This window comes from Streptomyces sp. NPDC034085, assembly GCF_055575555.1.
Map to the genome: position 1 here is coordinate 332012 of NZ_JBVISL010000004.1, position 16794 is coordinate 348805.

The 16794-nt window shown below is 73.5% G+C and carries 13 protein-coding genes and 1 pseudogene; 7 read left to right on the forward strand and 7 right to left on the reverse strand.

The annotated features are described in order from the left end of the window. Nucleotides 1-34: 34 nt before the first annotated feature. Nucleotides 35-646: a TetR/AcrR family transcriptional regulator gene (locus ACZ501_RS16325; protein ID WP_361609968.1), complete on the forward strand. Its 612-nt coding sequence runs from the start codon at nucleotides 35-37 to the stop codon at nucleotides 644-646. A gap of 102 nt (nucleotides 647-748) precedes the next feature. Then, entirely contained in the window at nucleotides 749-1147 is a 399-nt protein-coding gene (locus tag ACZ501_RS16330) for a VOC family protein (RefSeq protein WP_468796014.1), read from the forward strand. A gap of 108 nt (nucleotides 1148-1255) precedes the next feature. On the opposite strand, the gene ACZ501_RS16335 is transcribed toward ACZ501_RS16330, so the two are convergent. After that, entirely contained in the window at nucleotides 1256-3151 is a 1896-nt protein-coding gene (locus tag ACZ501_RS16335) for a serine hydrolase domain-containing protein (RefSeq protein ID WP_468796017.1), read from the reverse strand. A 260-nt stretch (nucleotides 3152-3411) separates the two neighbouring features. Between ACZ501_RS16335 and ACZ501_RS16340 the strand changes: the two genes are divergently transcribed. Continuing rightward, complete coding sequence (locus ACZ501_RS16340) at nucleotides 3412-4518, forward strand: NAD(P)H-dependent flavin oxidoreductase (protein WP_468796020.1); 1107 nt, start codon at nucleotides 3412-3414, stop codon at nucleotides 4516-4518. 15 nt (nucleotides 4519-4533) lie between these two features. Next, on the forward strand, nucleotides 4534-6090 hold the full coding sequence (locus ACZ501_RS16345) for an acyl-CoA synthetase (protein WP_468796023.1): 1557 nt from the start codon (nucleotides 4534-4536) through the stop codon (nucleotides 6088-6090). Between the two features lie 10 nt (nucleotides 6091-6100). On the opposite strand, the gene ACZ501_RS16350 is transcribed toward ACZ501_RS16345, so the two are convergent. Continuing rightward, nucleotides 6101-6652: a DinB family protein gene (locus ACZ501_RS16350; protein WP_362464854.1), complete on the reverse strand. Its 552-nt coding sequence runs from the start codon at nucleotides 6650-6652 to the stop codon at nucleotides 6101-6103. Between the two features lie 164 nt (nucleotides 6653-6816). Between ACZ501_RS16350 and ACZ501_RS16355 the strand changes: the two genes are divergently transcribed. Next, complete coding sequence (locus ACZ501_RS16355; protein WP_468796026.1) at nucleotides 6817-7935, forward strand: calcium:cation antiporter; 1119 nt, start codon at nucleotides 6817-6819, stop codon at nucleotides 7933-7935. A gap of 96 nt (nucleotides 7936-8031) precedes the next feature. On the opposite strand, the gene ACZ501_RS16360 is transcribed toward ACZ501_RS16355, so the two are convergent. Further along, nucleotides 8032-8757 carry a hypothetical protein gene (locus ACZ501_RS16360; RefSeq protein ID WP_468796029.1) on the reverse strand — a complete coding sequence of 242 codons (726 nt, stop codon included), beginning with the start codon at nucleotides 8755-8757 and terminating at the stop codon, nucleotides 8032-8034. Nucleotides 8758-9142: 385 nt separating this feature from the next. On the opposite strand from ACZ501_RS16360, the gene ACZ501_RS16365 reads away from it, so the two are divergent. Continuing rightward, nucleotides 9143-10642, forward strand: a complete 1500-nt coding sequence (locus ACZ501_RS16365; protein ID WP_468796032.1) for a fatty acyl-CoA synthetase — start codon at nucleotides 9143-9145, stop codon at nucleotides 10640-10642. A gap of 89 nt (nucleotides 10643-10731) precedes the next feature. Here ACZ501_RS16365 and ACZ501_RS16370 read toward each other — a convergent pair whose 3' ends face one another. The 4 genes and pseudogenes from ACZ501_RS16370 to ACZ501_RS16385 form a co-directional block, all read right to left on the reverse strand. Beyond that, entirely contained in the window at nucleotides 10732-11592 is an 861-nt protein-coding gene (locus tag ACZ501_RS16370) for an oxidoreductase (RefSeq protein WP_468796035.1), read from the reverse strand. A 69-nt stretch (nucleotides 11593-11661) separates the two neighbouring features. Then, a complete protein-coding gene (locus tag ACZ501_RS16375) occupies nucleotides 11662-12480 on the reverse strand; it encodes a YhjD/YihY/BrkB family envelope integrity protein (RefSeq protein WP_361608338.1) in 819 nt (272 codons plus the stop codon). 202 nt (nucleotides 12481-12682) lie between these two features. Continuing rightward, nucleotides 12683-14027, reverse strand: a pseudogene (paaK, locus tag ACZ501_RS16380) (phenylacetate--CoA ligase PaaK). 119 nt (nucleotides 14028-14146) lie between these two features. Next, complete coding sequence (locus tag ACZ501_RS16385) at nucleotides 14147-15778, reverse strand: acyl-CoA synthetase (protein WP_361608328.1); 1632 nt, start codon at nucleotides 15776-15778, stop codon at nucleotides 14147-14149. A 174-nt stretch (nucleotides 15779-15952) separates the two neighbouring features. On the opposite strand from ACZ501_RS16385, the gene ACZ501_RS16390 reads away from it, so the two are divergent. Then, nucleotides 15953-16753 carry a crotonase/enoyl-CoA hydratase family protein gene (locus tag ACZ501_RS16390; RefSeq protein ID WP_468796038.1) on the forward strand — a complete coding sequence of 267 codons (801 nt, stop codon included), beginning with the start codon at nucleotides 15953-15955 and terminating at the stop codon, nucleotides 16751-16753. The last annotated feature ends 41 nt before the right edge of the window (nucleotides 16754-16794 follow it).

Sequence of the window (16794 nt, forward strand, 5' to 3'; positions counted from 1 at the left end):
GATGCTCCGCACTCTACAGCTGTAGAGTGCGGGCATGTCCACCCCCGGTTCCCCGTCATCCGCCGCCGACCGCCGGACGCTCATAGCGGACACGGCCATCGCCCTCGTCGCCTCCGGAGGCCTGCGGAGCCTGACGCACCGGGCAGTCGACGGTGCCGCCGGCCTCCCGGCGGGCAGCACCTCGTACTACTTCCGCACCAGGGCCGCCCTGATCGGCGCCTGCTACCGGCGGCTCGCCGAGGCGTCCCTCACCGATGCCCCGGCGCAGGCGCCGGCCGACCGGGACGCCGCGGCACGGCTCTTCGGGGACCTGCTGCACCGGTGGCTGACGGTGGACCGGGAGCGCCAGCTGGCGCGCTTCGAACTGAGCCTGGAGGCGGCGAGGAATCCGGAACTGGAGCCGGAGCTGCGGGAGGCGGGCCTGGCCGTACGGGCCCGCGCGGCCGCCGTCCTCGCGGCGCTCGGCGCGGGGGACCCGCACGCGTCCGCCGAACTGCTGGCCGCCTGGACCGACGGCCTCCTGTACGACCGCCTCGCGGGCGCCCTCGCACGGGCCCGGCCCGCCCCGGACCCGGCCGAACTGGCCTCCACCGTCCGACGGATGCTCGACGCGGTACTGGACGCCCCGGAAGCGGGGCTTTCCTGAGGGGGCGTCGGAACGCGTGAGGGGCCCGAAGCCGGCGGCCACGGGGCCTGCGGGGCGGCGGGCCCTGCCGCGGCCGGTACGCCGCGCTCTAGAATCGGCCGCATGATCGCTGAACTGCAGTGCGTGGTGCTGGACTGTCCCGAACCGCTCAAGCTCGCCGCGTTCTACGGGGAGTTGATCGGCGGCGAGGTCAACCGGCCCGACCGGCGCTGGTCCCTGGACGAGCACTGGGCCACGCTCCACACGCCGTCCGGGGCCGTCCTGGCGTTCCAGCAGGTCATCGACCACCAGCCGCCGCAGTGGCCGGACCCCGCCCAGCCCCAGCAGGCGCACCTGGACTTCGCCGTCGCCGACCTCGACCGCGCCCAGGAGCAGGTGCTCGCCCTCGGCGCCACCCTCCTCGACGCCACCCCCGACGCCCGGGGCTGGCGCGTCTACGCCGACCCGGCGGGGCACCCGTTCTGCCTGATCCGGGAAGAGGGGCCGGCCGGCTGCCGGTGACCCTTCGCGCGGCGCCCGGACGGACCGTCGACGCCGAGCAGTCGGCCCTCTTGTGCGGGGCCGGGTAAGAGGGGTGAGGCGGCGGAGGGGCGTCCCGCCGCCGCCCCGTCAGTCCGCCGAGCGGGTCCAGCCCGCGGCTTCGATGCGGGCTGCGTCCGCCGGGCGGTCCTCGGAGAAGAGGAGGCGCGCCGGCTCGGCGACCCGCAGGACGTCCACGTACACCCCGCGCCCCACGTAGCGGCCCGTCGACGCGTGCCGGAAGCGGAGCCGGACCTCGCGGCCCGCCCAGGTGGGAAGCGGTGCTTCGAGGCGGTGCCAGATGCGGCCCGACCAGCCGCCGGCCGAGCCCGCCGGCCACGGCTCGGGGGCGCCGCCGGTGGTGCGTACCGTGCTGAACGGGACCGGCTCCCAGGCCGCGCCGTCGGCGGAGGCCTCCAGGTGGAAGGCCCCGGCGCCCGGCACCGTGTCCCACCACACCGCGCAGCGCAGGCGGGCCTGCGCCGTCGCGGGGGTCAGCGGGGGCAGCGTGAGGGTGCCGGAGCCGCCGGTCTCCATGCCGGAGAACCAGGCCGGGCCGCCGTGCCTCGTACGGACGGGCACCGCACGGGCGAAGCGGTTGCCGGTCGCGACCCGGGGCGCGCTGCCGGCCCGCCAGGTCCGCACGGGGTGGACGGAGTTGCCGAGCAGGATCAGGAAGGAGTCGGTGGAGGGGTCCAGCACCAGCGAGGTACCGGTGAACCCGGTGTGCCCGGCGGAGTGCGGGGTGGCCAGGGCGCCCATGTACCAGTGCTGGTAGAGCTCGAAGCCGAGGCCGTGGTCGTCGCCGGGGAAGGCGGTGTTGTAGTCGGTGAAGAGCAGCTCGACGGAGGCGGGGCGCAGGATCCGCTTGCCGGCGTAGACCCCGCCGTCGAGCAGGGCGCGGGAGAGGACGGCGAGGTCCCAGGCGGTGCCGAAGACCCCCGCGTGGCCCGCGACCCCGCCGAGGGCGTACGCGTTCTCGTCGTGGACCGTGCCCCACACCAGGCCCCGGTCCAGGCCCGACCAGGGCGGGCGCTGTACCTCGGTGGCGGCGGTGACCCGGCGCCAGGAGAGCGGTGGGTTGAACCGCGTGCGGTGCATCCCGAGTGGAGCGGTGATCTCGTCGTGGAGCAGGACATCCAAAGTGCGGCCCGTGATCCGTTCGAGGAGCAGCTGGAGCGCGACGAGGTTCAGGTCGGAGTAGCGGTACACCGTCCCCGGCGTCTCCTGGGGCCGCACCGACCACAGCAGCATCAGCTGCCCCTCCCGGGTCGACTCCTGGTAGAAGGGCGCCCACGAGCGCAGTCCCGAGGTGTGCGTGAGCAGCTGACGGACCGTGATCGCCTCCTTGCCGCCCCCGGTGAACTCCGGCAGGTACCGGTCCACCGGGGCCTCCAGCTCCAGCCGGCCCCGCTCCATCTGCTGCACGGCCAGGATGGAGGTGAAGAGCTTGCTCAGCGAGGCCAGGTCGAAGACGGTGTCCTCGGTCATCGCGATCCGCTCGGCCGCCGGGAACTCGGCCGGCCGGCCGGTGCGGCCGTCGTAGTCCGCGTACCGGACGGCGTCCCCCATCGCCCGGTGCAGGGCGACGGTGCGGCCACGGCCCGCGAGCACCACGGCCCCCGCGTAGTACGGGTGCTCGGGGGAGGGGCCGAGGAAGCGCCGGGCCTCCTCGGCGACACCCTCCAGGTGCCGTTCCAGCAGCCCGGCCTGCCGCGCCGATCCGTACCGCAGCCGCAGGCCCTGGAGGGCGCGCCGCTCGGCCGCCCCGGCCGGCGACCCCGGCAGCGCCGCGTGCAGCAGGAGCACCCCGCCCAGCGCCAGCAGCCGCGCCCCGAGCCGCCGCCGCCCAACCCCACCCCCCGCCCCCGCCCCCGGCCCCCCGCGGCGTCCGCCCTCCGGCCCGCGCTCGGCCTCCGGCTGCGCGCTTCGGGGTGTCCGTACGTGCGGGGTCTCCGTTGCGCCGGCACCCGTGACTGTCCCCATGATCGGCCCTCCTGTCCGCTCCGCACTGCCCGCCGCCCGCGCCGTACACCGCCGCCGCACGCCGTCCGCGCCGGGCAGCGCCCTCCCGGCTCCCGGCCCCGGGGCCCACCCGATCCGCCCAGCGCGCCGCAGGCGCTCCGCACGCTACTGGGTATCTGCCCGCCCGCCGCGGACCCTCCGCACCCGCCCGCCCGCAAGAATCTGACACGGCATCAGAAAACCTCTTCCCTCGGCCGCCGCCCTGCGGCATCCTCACGCCCATGGAGACGGAGCTCAGCAAGAAACTGGGAGTCGAGCACGCCATCTTCGGCTTCACGCCGTTCCCGGCGGTCGCCGCGGCCATCACCCGCGCGGGCGGGTTCGGCGTGCTCGGCGCCGTCCGCTACACCGCTCCCGACGACCTCAGGCGCGACCTCGACTGGATGCAGGAGCGCACCGGCGGCAAGCCCTACGGCCTCGACGTCGTCATGCCCGCGAAGAAGGCCGTCGACGGGATCGGCGAGGCCGACATCGAGGCGATGATCCCGGCCGGGCACCGCGCCTTCGTCCGCGACGTCCTCGCCAAGCACCACGTGCCCGAACTGGCCGAGGGCGAGGCCTCCGGCTGGCGCATCACCGGCTGGATGGAGCAGGTCGCCCGCAGCCAGCTCGACGTCGCCTTCGACTATCCCGTCAAACTCCTGGCGAACGCGCTCGGTTCCCCGCCCGCCGACGTCATCGCCCGCGCCCACGACAACGGCGTCCTCGTCGCCGCCCTCGCCGGCAGCGCCAAACACGCCCGCCGCCACGCCGAAGCCGGCATCGACGTCGTCGTGGCCCAGGGCTACGAGGCCGGCGGCCACACCGGCGACATCGCCACCATGGTCCTGGTCCCCGAGATCGCCGAGGCCGTCGCCCCGCTCCCGGTCCTCGCCGCCGGAGGCATCGGCAGCGGCGAGCAGATCGCCGCCGGACTCGCCCTCGGCGCCCAGGGCGTCTGGCTCGGCTCCCTCTGGCTCACCACCACCGAGGCCGATCTGCACTCCCGCGCCCTCACCGAGAAGCTCCTCGCCGCCGGCTCCGGCGACACCGTCCGCTCCCGCGCCCTCACCGGCAAGCCCGCCCGCCAGCTGCGCACCGAGTGGACCGACGCCTGGGACGGCCCGGAGGGCCCCGGCGCCCTGCCCATGCCGCTCCAGGGCCTGCTGGTCGCCGAGGCCGTCTCCCGCATCCAGAAGTACGAGGTCCAGCCGCTGCTCGGCACCCCCGTCGGCCAGATCGTCGGCCGGATGAACAGCGAACGCAGCGTCCAGGCCGTCTTCGACGAGCTCACCGCCGGCTTCGAGCGCGCCATCGACCGCATCACCCGTATCGCCGGCCGGTCCTGAGGAGTGAGAAGCAGCATGACCGACACGCAGCTGCCCAACGGTCTCTGGGCGCAGGCCGCCGCAGACCCCGTCCGCACCGTCCTGGTCACCCCCGAAGGCGAGGAGTGGTCCGCCGGCCGGCTGCACGCCGACACCAACCGCCTCGTGCACGGCCTGCGCGCCGCCGGCCTGGAGGAGGGGGACGCCTTCGCCGTCGTCCTGCCCAACGGCGTCGAGTTCCTCACCGCCTATCTCGCCGCCTCCCAGGCGGGCTTCTACCTGGTGCCCGTCAACCACCACCTGGTCGGCCCCGAGATCGCCTGGATCGTCTCCGATTCCGGGGCCAAGGTCCTCATCGCCCACGAGCGCTTCGCCGACGCCGCCACCGCCGCCGCCGAAGAGGCCGGGCTCGCCCCCGAGCGCCGCTACGCCGTCGGAGCGGTCCCCGGCTTCCGGCCGTACGCCGAACTCCTCGACGGGCAGAGCGGCGAGCCCCCCGCCGGCCGCACCCTCGGCTGGGTCATGAACTACACCTCCGGCACCACCGGCCGCCCCCGCGGCATCCGCCGGCCGCTGCCCGGCAAGCTCCCGGAGGAGACGTACCTGGGCGGGTTCCTCGGCATCTTCGGCATCCGCCCCTTCGACGGCAACGTCCACCTGGTCTGCTCGCCGCTCTACCACACGGCGGTGCTGCAGTTCGCCGGCGCGTCCCTGCACATCGGGCACCCGCTGGTCCTGATGGACAAGTGGAGCCCCGAGGAGATGCTGCGCCTGATCGACCGTCACGCCTGTACGCACACCCACATGGTCCCCACCCAGTTCCACCGCCTGCTCGCCCTGCCGCAGGAGACGAAGGACGCCTACGACGTCTCCTCGATGCGGCACGCCATCCACGGCGCCGCCCCCTGCCCCGACCACGTCAAGCGGGCGATGATCGAGTGGTGGGGCCGGTGCGTGGAGGAGTACTACGCGGCCAGCGAGGGCGGCGGGGCCTTCGCCACCGCCGAGGACTGGCTGAAGAAGCCGGGAACCGTCGGCAGGGCCTGGCCGATCAGCGAACTCGCGATCTTCGACGACGACGGCAACCGGCTGCCCGCCGGAGAACTCGGCACCGTCTACCTGAAGATGAACACCGGCGGCTTCAGCTACCACAAGGACGAGGGCAAGACCCGCAAGAACCGGATCGGCGACTTCTTCACCGTCGGCGACCTCGGCCTCCTCGACGAGGAGGGCTACCTCTTCCTCCGCGACCGGAAGATCGACATGATCATCTCGGGCGGTGTGAACATCTACCCGGCCGAGATCGAGTCCGCCCTGCTCACCCACCCGGCCGTCGCCGACGCCGCCGCCTTCGGCATCCCCCACGACTCCTGGGGCGAGGAGGTCAAGGCCGTCATCGAACCCGCCGAGGGGTTCGAGGCGGGCGACGCGCTGGCCGCCGAGATCCTGCACCACTGCGAACGGCAGCTGGCCGGCTACAAGCGGCCGAAGTCGGTCGACTTCATCGAGACGATGCCCCGCGACCCGAACGGCAAGCTCTACAAGCGCCGGCTGCGCGACCCCTACTGGGAGGGCCGCGAGCGCGCCGTCTGACCGGGTCGTGTCACACGCCGACGGCCCCGTCGATCCGCTCCCGCAGCAGATCGGCGTGGCCGTTGTGGCGCGCGTACTCCTCGATCATGTGGATCAGCACCCACCGCAGCGACACCGTCCCCCGCCATGCGTCATGCCCTTCGACGTCCAGGTCGGGGGCCTCGGCGGCGAACCGGTCGGCGAACTCCACCTCGTGGCGCCAGGCTTCCCACGCCTCCTCCACGTCCCCGGGTGCGGACACCGCCCCGTCGAAGTCCCCGTCCGGGTCGGCCGCCGAGGAGAAGCGCGGCGCCGCGTCCTGCCCGGCCAGGACCCGGCGGAACCAGCCCCGTTCCACGTCCGCCATGTGGCGGACCAGGCCGAGGAGCGAGAGCGTCGACGGCTCCACCGCCCGCCGGGCCAACTCCGCGCCCAGACCGGCGCACTTGAGTTCCAGCGTCGCGCGCTGGGCCGCCAGCATGGAGAGCAGCATGGGCCGTTCGCCGCCGGTCGCCGGACCCTCGAACCGGCTCTCGCTCCCCGGCCCCCGGAACAGTTCCGCTCTTCTCGTACGGTTCGTCATGTACTGATCATGAATGAAGGGCTCCGCGCCCGGAAGGCCCCCGGGCGGGGCACGGCCCGCGTCGTGTCCATCGAAGCCCGATATTTCGTGAGAAGTGCCACTCGGTGCCCCCGGACGCGCGCCGCTCGGCGCACCGGGGCGGCGGTTCTGGCAACTTGGCTGGCATGAGTACGGCAACGCGCAGATCCCCCCTGACCGACTGGACGCTCCTGGTCCCCGTGGTGGCGCTCGTCGCGCTCGTCCTCAGCTGGGGACGCGACCTGCCCGGGGGCGCGGTGGCCCTGGTCGCCCTGTGCCTCGCGGGGGCGGTCCTCGCAGCCGTCCACCACGCCGAGGTCGTCGCCCACCGGGTCGGCGAGCCCTTCGGCTCGCTCGTCCTCGCCGTCGCCGTCACCGTCATCGAAGTGGCCCTGATCGTCACCCTGATGGCCGACGGCGGCGACAAGACCGCCTCCCTCGCCCGGGACACCGTCTTCGCCGCCGTCATGATCACCTGCAACGGCATCGTCGGCCTGTCCCTGCTCGTGGGGGCCCTGCGCCACCGGATCGCCGTCTTCAACGCCGAAGGCTCCGGCGCGGCCCTGGCCACCGTCGCGACCCTGGCCGTGCTGAGCCTGGTGCTGCCGACCTTCACCACCAGCAGGCCGGGCCCCGAGTTCTCCACGCCCCAGCTGGCCTTCGCCGCCGTCGCCTCGCTCGCCCTCTACGGGCTGTTCATCGCCGTCCAGACCGTCCGGCACCGGGACTACTTCCTGCCGGTGGAGGGCACCGGGAGCAGCGGAGGCGGCAGCGGCGGCACCCCGGGAGACCACGCCGAACCGCCCAGCGCCCGGGCCGCCCTGATCAGCCTCGGCCTGCTCTTCGTCGCCCTCGTCGCGGTCGTGGGCAACGCCAAGGCCGTCTCCCCGACCATCGAGAAGGGCGTCTCCGACGCCGGGCTTCCCCATGCCGTCGTCGGTGTGGTCATCGCCCTGCTCGTCCTGCTGCCCGAGACCCTCGCCGCCGTCCGGGCCGCCCGCCGCGACCGCGTCCAGACCAGCCTCAACCTGGCCTACGGTTCCGCCATCGCCAGCATCGGCCTGACCATCCCGGCCATCGCCCTGGCCTCCGTCTGGCTGACCGGGCCGCTGCTGCTGGGTCTGGGGCCGATCCACATGGTGCTGCTCGCCCTGACCGTGGTGGTCGGCGCCCTGACGATCGTGCCGGGCCGCGCCACCCTGCTCCAGGGCGGCGTCCACCTCGTCCTGCTGGCGGCGTACCTGTTCCTCGCGGTCAGCCCGTAGCGGGGCGGCCCCCGGGCGTCCGCCGCCGGCCGGCCGGGCCCGGGTGGTGCCGCTCGCCGGAGGCGGGAGCGGCACCACGGAAGGGGGCCGCTGCCGTCAGGCCTTGCCCGTCAGGGAGGCCACCAGTTGCTTCGCCAGCTTGGTCGCGCCCGGCAGGCCGTTGTCGGTGCTGCTGCTGACGAGCACGGTCACCACCGAGGTGCCGACCCGCGCGGCCACCAGCGTGGTGCCGCCCTGCCAGGCGGTGCTGGTCTGGGTGATGGACCAGGCTCCGTCACCCACGCCCGCCAGGGGCTTCTCGGCGACCGTCACCTTGGCCTGGGTGTCGCTGTCGGTGTAGCCGGGGCAGGCCTTGGAGATCTTGCCCAGCGCGTCGAGCACGGTCGTGGCGGTCGTGCCCCGGTAGACGTCGATCTCCTGGGCGAACTCCTCCGAGGAGTTCTTGTTCACGTACGCGTTCTGCGCGAAGGAGACGCCGCTGATGCCGGTGATCTCCGTCCACGAGGTCGCGCCGAGCCTGGTGCAGTCGGGGGCGGGCACCTCGGTGGTGGCCGGCAGCTGGTAGGTGTCGCCGGTGTCGCGCGTGAGCTCCGGGTCGGCGGCGAAGCCGGCACCGAAGAACGAGGCGGGCGCGAGCGCCGCCTTGAGCTGCCTGCCCGTCAGGAGTCCCTTGTTGGGGTCGGCGGACGGCGCCGCGGCGGCCGACGGCGTGCCCGTCGTGGAGGGCGCCGCGGCCTTCGGGGCGATGAAGGAGCAGGCGGTCAGCGCCAGCGGAAGTGCCGCGACGGTGACGATCCTGGCGGCGGAAGATATCTGACGCACGGTGTGGCTCGACCTCGATGTTCATGTGTGGCGTACCGGATATGCCGATACGTCACGGGTTGGCTGAGAGTGGCTCCACCGGGCAGGGTGCGGCCCGGCGGGGCTCGGCAAGGGACCCGCGCATCCCATCCGGTTCCGCTCCGGAGGGCAAGAGCCCGGCAAAGGCTTTGCCGGAGTATGGAAAACGTTTACCGGAATACGCCCGTCCGGGTTTCGTTCCTGGTAAAGGCCGTAGCTGGCTGACATGCCGTCACCGACTGTGCGGTGGTCAGCCGGAGGGCGTGCGGCCGTCACCGCCCCGGCCCTCGCCGGGCGCCCGGGCGCCGGGCCCCGGTTCGCGCGCCGATCTTGACCCCGGCGCCGGGGCGGGGCGAGGATCGCGCCCATGACGGCAGTGCGGCACCAGACGGTCGACGGACTCCTGCGGGACAGCGCGCGACGGACCCCGGGCCGGGTCGCCGTCCGCTACCGGGAGCGGAGCTGGACGTACGCAGAACTCGATGCGGCCGTCTCCACCGGCGCCGCCGTACTGCGGGAGGGGTACGGGCTGGCGGCGGGGGACCGGGTCGCGGCCTTCGCCCACAACTCCGACGCCTATCTGATCGCCTTCCTCGCCTGCGCCCGCGCGGGCCTCACTCATGTCCCGGTCAACCAGAACCTCACCGGCGAGGACCTCGCGTACATCCTGGGGGACTGCGCGAGCGCCCTCGTCCTCGCCGACCCGGACCTGGCCCCGCTGGTCCCCGGCGGACACCCCGTACGGGCGCTGCGCGACGCGCCCGGGTCCTTCCTGTCCGAGCTGGCCGAGCCGATCGCCTACGAGGCCGCCGGGGACCCGTCCGCGGTGGTGCAGCTGCTGTACACCTCGGGCACCACCGCCCTGCCCAAGGGCGCCATGATGACCCACCGGGCGCTGGCCCACGCGTACGAGAGCGCGATCGAGGCCCTGGACCTGGCGGAGACCGACCGCCCCGTCCACTCGCTGCCGCTCTACCACTCGGCGCAGATGCACGTCTTCCTGCTGCCCTACCTGGCGGTCGGCGCGCACAACACCGTCCTGGACGCGCCGGCCGCCGAGCAGATCTTCGACCTGGTGGAGGCGGGCGATGCCGACAGCCTCTTCGCGCCGCCCACGGTGTGGATCGCGCTGGCCGGCCATCCGCGGTTCGAGCACCGGGAACTGGGCGCCCTGCGCAAGGCCTACTACGGCGCCTCGGTCATGCCGGTCCCGGTACTGGAACGACTGCGGGCCCGGCTGCCCGGGCTGGGCTTCTACAACTGCTTCGGGCAGAGCGAGATCGGCCCCCTGGCCACGGTCCTGCGGCCGGAGGAACACGAGGGCCGGATGGACTCGTGCGGGCGCCCGGTGCGCCACGTGGAGGCCAGGGTCGTCGACGAGGACGGCGCGGACGTCCCCGACGGCACGGCGGGGGAGGTCGTCTACCGCTCCCCGCAGCTGTGCCGGGGCTACTGGAACGCCCCCGAGGCCACCGGGAAGGCCTTCCGGGACGGCTGGTTCCGCTCCGGGGACCTCGCGGTACGGGACGCCGAAGGCTACTTCACGGTGGTCGACCGGGTGAAGGACGTCATCAACTCGGGCGGCGTGCTGGTGGCGTCCCGGCAGGTCGAGGACGTGCTGTACACCCACCCCGGGGTGGCCGAGACGGCCGTCGTCGGGCTGCCCGACGAGCGGTGGATCGAGGCGGTCACGGCGGTGGTCGTACCGCGCGGGGAGGTGACGGAGGCGGAGCTGATGGCCTACGCCCGGGAGCGGCTCGCCCCTTTCAAGGCACCCAAGCGGGTGCTGTTCGTGGAGGCCCTCCCGCGCAACGCCAGCGGCAAGATCCTCAAGCGGGAACTCCGCGACCGCTTCGGCCCCCGCTGAGGCCCCGCCGACCGGCTCCCCCCAGCCGCGAGACGCCGGCCGGGGGGACGGTCGGGGCGGGGGTCCGGCCGGTCAGGGCCGCGGGCCGGTCAGGCGTCGTCGAAGTCCGTGCCCCGGCTGACGGACTCCCAGGTACGGGCCTCCGCGCGGGCGGCGTCGGCGTGGGCGAGGATCGCGTCGAGCGCGTCGTTGCCCAGCGCGAGCCGCAGCGGTGTCCGCTCGGCGTCCAGGGCGGCCAGGATGGCGGCGGCCGCCTTGACCGGGTCGCCGGGCTGCTTGCCGTCGCTGTCGGGCAGCCCGGTCCGGACCCCGCCGACCGTGCCCTCGTACGCCGGAAGCACCGCGGCCGTCTGACGCAGCGCGCCGCCGCCCGCGAAGCCGGTACGGAACGCGCCGGGCTCGACGATCAGCGTCCTGATCCCGAACTCCGCGACCTCTCCCGCGAGCGCCTCGGTCAGCCCCTCCAAGGCGAACTTCGTCGCCGAGTAGGCCCCGACCCCCGGGAAGGACAGCCGCCCGCCCATGCTGCTCATCTGCACGATCGCCCCGGACTTCCGCGCCCGCATGTGGGGCAGCGCGGCGCGTACCAGTGCGGCGGGGCCGAAGAAGTGCAGGTCCATCAGGTCGCGGAGCTCGGCGTCGGAGGTCTCCTCCACCGCTCCGACCAGGCCCCGGCCGGCGTTGTTGACGAGGACGTCGATCCGCCCGAACCGCTCGACCGCCTCCGCGACGACCTGCTCGGCGCGCGCCGTGTCCGTCACGTCCGCCGCCACCGGTACGAGCCGCTGCGGGTGGGCGGCCGCCAGGTCGTCGAGCGCGGCGGGCCGGCGGGCCGCGGCGACGACGGTGTCCCCGGCCGCCAGCGCGGCCTCCGCCAGCGTCCGGCCGAAGCCCGACGAGGCTCCGGTGATCAGCCATACCCGGCCGGCGGCGTGCGTCTGCTCTGACATCAATCCCCCTGCGTGACAACGGTGTTGTGGGTGGTGCACGGCAATCCTGCCAGCCGTCACCCGGCTGGGTCACTCCGGTTCCGTATCATGAGAAGGGCCGTCCCCGGCGGGCAGGAGCCCGCCGGCGCGCAGTCTGCGCAGGGTGAGGTGCTCGTGGACGAGGCGGCCGACGAGGGCGCCGCCGTAGACCACGAAGCCGACCCCGACGAGCCAGGACTGGACGACCAGCAGCGTGCCGAAGGGGCCGTAGGTGACGGCGTTCGAGGCGATCAGCGGGGAGAACACCAGCTGCGAGAAGACCCTGAGGCCCACCAGCCCGATGCTCGTCGCCACCGCCCCGGGCAGCAGGGCCCGCCAGCGGACCCGGCCGCCGAGCAGGAGCCGGCCGGAGCTCCAGAAGAAGAGGCAGGTGCCGACCGTGTCGCTGACGGTGCCCACCACCGTGCCCACCGCGGTGTCGGAGGGGGCGGGGATGCCGACGAGCAGCGCGAGGTAGCAGACCAGCAGTGCCAGCCACACGACGTGCCGCCACATGGTGTGCCAGCGGGCGGTCGGCACGTCCCACACCTTCTCGTAGCCGGTCTGCACGGCGGAGCCGAAGGTCAGGCCGAACACCGCGAGGGCCGCCAGTCCGAAGGCGGTGGTCCGCTCCAGTGCCAGGTCCGCCGCCCCGAACAGCATCTCCACCCGGGCCCGCGAGGCCGCCGTCACCCCGAGGGCCTGGCCCAGCCAGCGGCCGAAGCCGGAGCCGCTCCCCGGTGCGGCCGCCGCGACGACCACCAGCAGCGGGACGAGGGTGAGGAAGCCCAGGGCGGCGAAGCCCATCGCCCGGTGCATCAGCTCGATCTCCCGGCCCCGGCTCCAGGCCAGGCCGGCCGGGGAGCCCATGAGCCGGTCGTGGAGGTGCCGGAGGGTCGAGATCACACCTGATCCCCTACCCGGGCGGACCCGGCCGCTCCCGGGAGCGGCGCCGAAATCAACCCGAACAGGTGGTTTCAGCCCCCGTCGGCGCGGCGCACCACCCCGGGCCGGGCTCCGGGCTCCGGTCAGGCCCCCGCCCCCTCGGTGCGGTGGCCGTCCTCGGTGGCGCCTACGCCTCTTCCGCGGTGGGCGGGGGCTCCCGGAGGTCCTTCACCCGCTTGATCTTGCCCACCGACCGCTCCAGGCTCTCCGGTTCCACCACCTCGACGGCGACGGACACCCCGACGGACTCCTTGACCGCCCGCACCAGCTCCGCGGCGGCCGCCCGCCGGGTGCCGGGCGTCGGCGTCCCGGCGCGCCTCCACCCGCACGGTGAGGGCGTCCAGCCGGCCCTCCCGCGTCAGCCGCAGCTGGAAGTGCGGAGCGAGGCCGGGGGTGCGCAGGAGTATCTCCTCGATCTGGGTCGGGTAGAGGTTTACCCCGCGCAGGATGATCATGTCGTCGCTGCGGCCGGTCACCTTCTCCATCCGGCGGAAGGCGGGCCGGGCCGTCCCCGGCAGCAGCCGCGTCAGGTCCCGGGTGCGGTAGCGGACTATCGGCATGGCCTCCTTGGTGAGGGAGGTGAACACCAGCTCCCCGGGCTCTCCGTCCGGCAACACCGCCCCGGTCAGCGGGTCGATCACCTCGGGGTAGAAGTGGTCCTCCCAGATGTGCAGGCCGTCCTTGTGGGAGGCGAACTCCTGCGCCACCCCCGGGCCGATCACCTCAGACAGGCCGTAGATGTCCACGGCGTCGATCCCCAGCCGGTCCTCGATCTCGCGGCGCATCTCCTCGGTCCAGGGCTCGGCGCCGAAGACCCCGGTGCGCAGCGAGGTGGCGCGCGGGTCCACGCCCTGGCGCTCCATCTCGTCCAGCAGCGTGAGCATGTAGGAGGGGGTCACCATGATCACTTCTGGGCGGAAGTCCTGGATGAGTCTGACCTGGCGGTCCGTCATGCCCCCGGAGGCCGGCACGACCGTGCACCCCAGCCGTTCCGCGCCGTAGTGGGCGCCCAGGCCGCCGGTGAACAGGCCGTACCCGTACGCGACGTGCACGATCTGCCCCGGCCGGGCGCCCGCCGCCCGCAGGGACCGGGCGACGACATCCGCCCAGGTGGCGAGGTCCCCGTCGGTGTAGCCCACCACCGTCGGGCGCCCGGTGGTGCCGCTGGAGGCGTGGATGCGGCGGACATCGGTGCGGGGCACGGCGAACATCCCGAAGGGGTACTGTTCGCGCAGGTCGGCCTTGGTGGTGAGCGGGAAGAGGGAGAGGTCCGCGAGCGAACGGCAGTCGTCCGGGTGGACTCCGGCCTTGTCGAAGGCCTGCCGGTAGAAGGCCACGCCGTCGTACGCCCGGCGCAGGGTGGCCCGCAGCCGCTTCAGCTGGAGCGCCGCCAGCTCGTCGGGACTCAGCCGCTCGCCCTCGTCCTGGACATCCTCCGGGTCGTCGAGACCCGCACGCGCACGCGCCGTCATTGCCGTCACCTCATCGTGAGCCGGACCGCCATAAGCCAACCGAACGTTCATTCGGTAGATTGCCGGACCCTGCCCGGTAAAGCAATGACTCGAACGAGTGATCGTCTGCCCGGGGTTCCTCAGCGCTGCGCGTCGGCCTCCGCGGCCACCGCCTTCGCCCAGCGGTAGTCCGCCTTGCCGCTCGGGGAGCGCTGCACCGCCGGTGTGACCACCAGCTGGCGCGGGATCTTGTAGCCGGCGAGCCTGGTCCGGCAGTGGCGCTGGATCTCCTCCAGCGTCGGCTCCGGCGCACCCTCCCGGACCTGCACCACCGCGGCCACGTGACTGCCCCACGTCGGGTCGGGGACGCCCGCGACCAGGGCGTCGTACACGTCCGGATGGGACTTCAGCGCCTGCTCCACCTCCTCGGGGTAGACCTTCTCCCCGCCGGTGTTGATGCACTGCGAGCCGCGCCCCAGCACGGTGACGATGCCCTCCTCGTCGACCGTCGCCATGTCGCCGAGCAGGACCCAGCGTTCCGTGCCCTTGCGGAAGAACGTCTCCGCGGTCTTCGCCGGATCGTTGTAGTAGCCGAGCGGGACGTGCCCGCGCTGCGCGAGGCGCCCGGGCACGCCGACCGCCACCGGCTCGTGCGTCACCGGATCGACCACCTGCGTACGGTCGTTGACCTGGAGCCGGAAGCCCTTCTCGGGTCCGGAGTCGTCCGTCGCCCGCCCGTTGGAACCCGACTCGGACGAACCGAAGTTGTTCAGGAGCACCACGTGCGGCACCAGGCGCTGGAACTCGGCGCGGACGCTCTCCGACATGATCGCCCCCGAGGAGGAGACGCTGAACAGCGAGGACAGGTCCGTTCCCTTGAGCGGCCCGTTCAGGGCGTCGATGAGCGGCCTCAGCATCGCGTCGCCCACCAGCGACACGCTCGACACCTTCTCCTTCTCGATGGTGCGCAGCACCTCCTCGGGCGCGTACTTCCGGTGGATCACCACCCGCTGGCCGTAGTTGAAGGCGATGAACGAGGTGAGCGTGGAGGTGCCGTGCATCAGCGGGGGAGCCGGGAAGAAGGTGAGCCCGGCCCCCCGCGCCGCGACCCGCTCGGCCAGCTCCTCGGGCCGCTTCACCGGCTCGCCCGAGGGCTCCCCGCCGAAGAGCCCCGCGAAGAACAGGTCCTCGGCCCGCCACATGACGCCCTTGGGCATGCCGGTCGTGCCGCCGGTGTAGATGATGAACAGGTCGTCGGCGCTGCGCTGCGGGAAGCCGCGCTCCGGGGAACCGGCCGCCTCGGCGTCCTCGTACGCGACCGGTGCGATCGCCGGCTCCGGAGCGCCGTCCGGGGCCCGCCCGACGCGGATCAGGTGCCGCAGCCGCGGCGTCCGCGGCAGCGCGGCCGCCACCCGCTCGGTGAACTCGCCCTCGAAGACGAGGGCGGCGAGGTCGGCGTCGTCGTAGAGGTAGACCAGCTCCTCTTCCACGTACCGGTAGTTGACGTTCACCGGCACGAGGCGGGCCTTGAGGCAGGCGAGCACCGTCTGCAGGTACTCGATCCCGTTGTAGAGGTGCAGCCCCAGGTGCTCACCGGGCCTCAGCCCGCGCTCCAGCAGGTGGTGCGCGACGCGGTTGGCCGCAGCGTCCAGCTCCGCGTAGGTCAGCCGGCGCTCCGCGCCGGTCCCGGGGTGGTCCACGTACACCAGCGCCTCGCGGTCCGGGACCACGTCCACCACCGACTCGAACAGGTCGGCAAGGTTGTACTCCACCGTTCCTCCTGACCCGAAAGTGCTCATGGCTGGGCTGCTCGGCGGTCATTAGAGCGCCGCCCGCTCCAACTGGGAAGGGCGCCCGCCAAGAAATCTGACTGGGTGTCAGAAAACTATTGAACTGCACCCGGCCCTCCTGCAACCTGTTCTAGGTCTTGAGACGGGAGGACGGCAATGGGTGGGACCGAACACCTGACCGTGGAGCGCCGCGGCGCCACGCTGGTGCTCACCATGAACAGGCCGGAGGCGAAGAACGCGCTCTCGCTTCCGCTGTTGGTGGGCCTGTACGACGGCTGGCTGGAGGCGGACGCGGACGACACGGTCCGCTCGGTGGTCCTGACGGGCGCGGGAGGCGACTTCTGCGCCGGCATGGACCTCAAGGCGCTGGCCGGCCGGGGCATGGCGGGCGCCCCCTACCGGGACCGCCTCAAGGCCGATCCCGACCTGCACTGGAAGGCGATGCTCCGCCACCACCGGCCGCGCAAGCCGGTCATCGCGGCGGTGGAGGGGTACTGCGTGGCGGGCGGCACCGAGATCCTCCAGGGCACCGACATCCGGGTCGCCGGGGCCGGGGCCACGTTCGGGCTGTTCGAGGTCCGGCGGGGGCTGTTCCCGATCGGCGGCTCCACGGTGCGGCTGCCCCGGCAGGTCCCGCGCACCCACGCGCTGGAGATGCTGCTGACGGGGCGTCCCTACTCGGCGGAGGAAGCGGCGCGGATCGGGCTCGTGGGGCGGGTGGTGCCCGACGGGACGGCGCTGGAGGCGGCGCTGGAGACCGCCGAGCTGATCAACGCGTGCGGGCCGCTGGCCGTGGAGGCGGTGAAGGCGTCGGTCTACGAGACCGCCGAGCTGACGGAGACGGAGGGCCTCGCCGCCGAACTGGCCCGGGGCTGGCCGGTCTTCGACACGGCCGACGCGAAGGAAGGGGCGCGGGCCTTCGCGGAGAAGCGCCGGCCGGTCTACCGCCGGGCGTAGGCGCCGGCCGCGCGCATGTGGAACCGCCGGCCCTGCGGCCC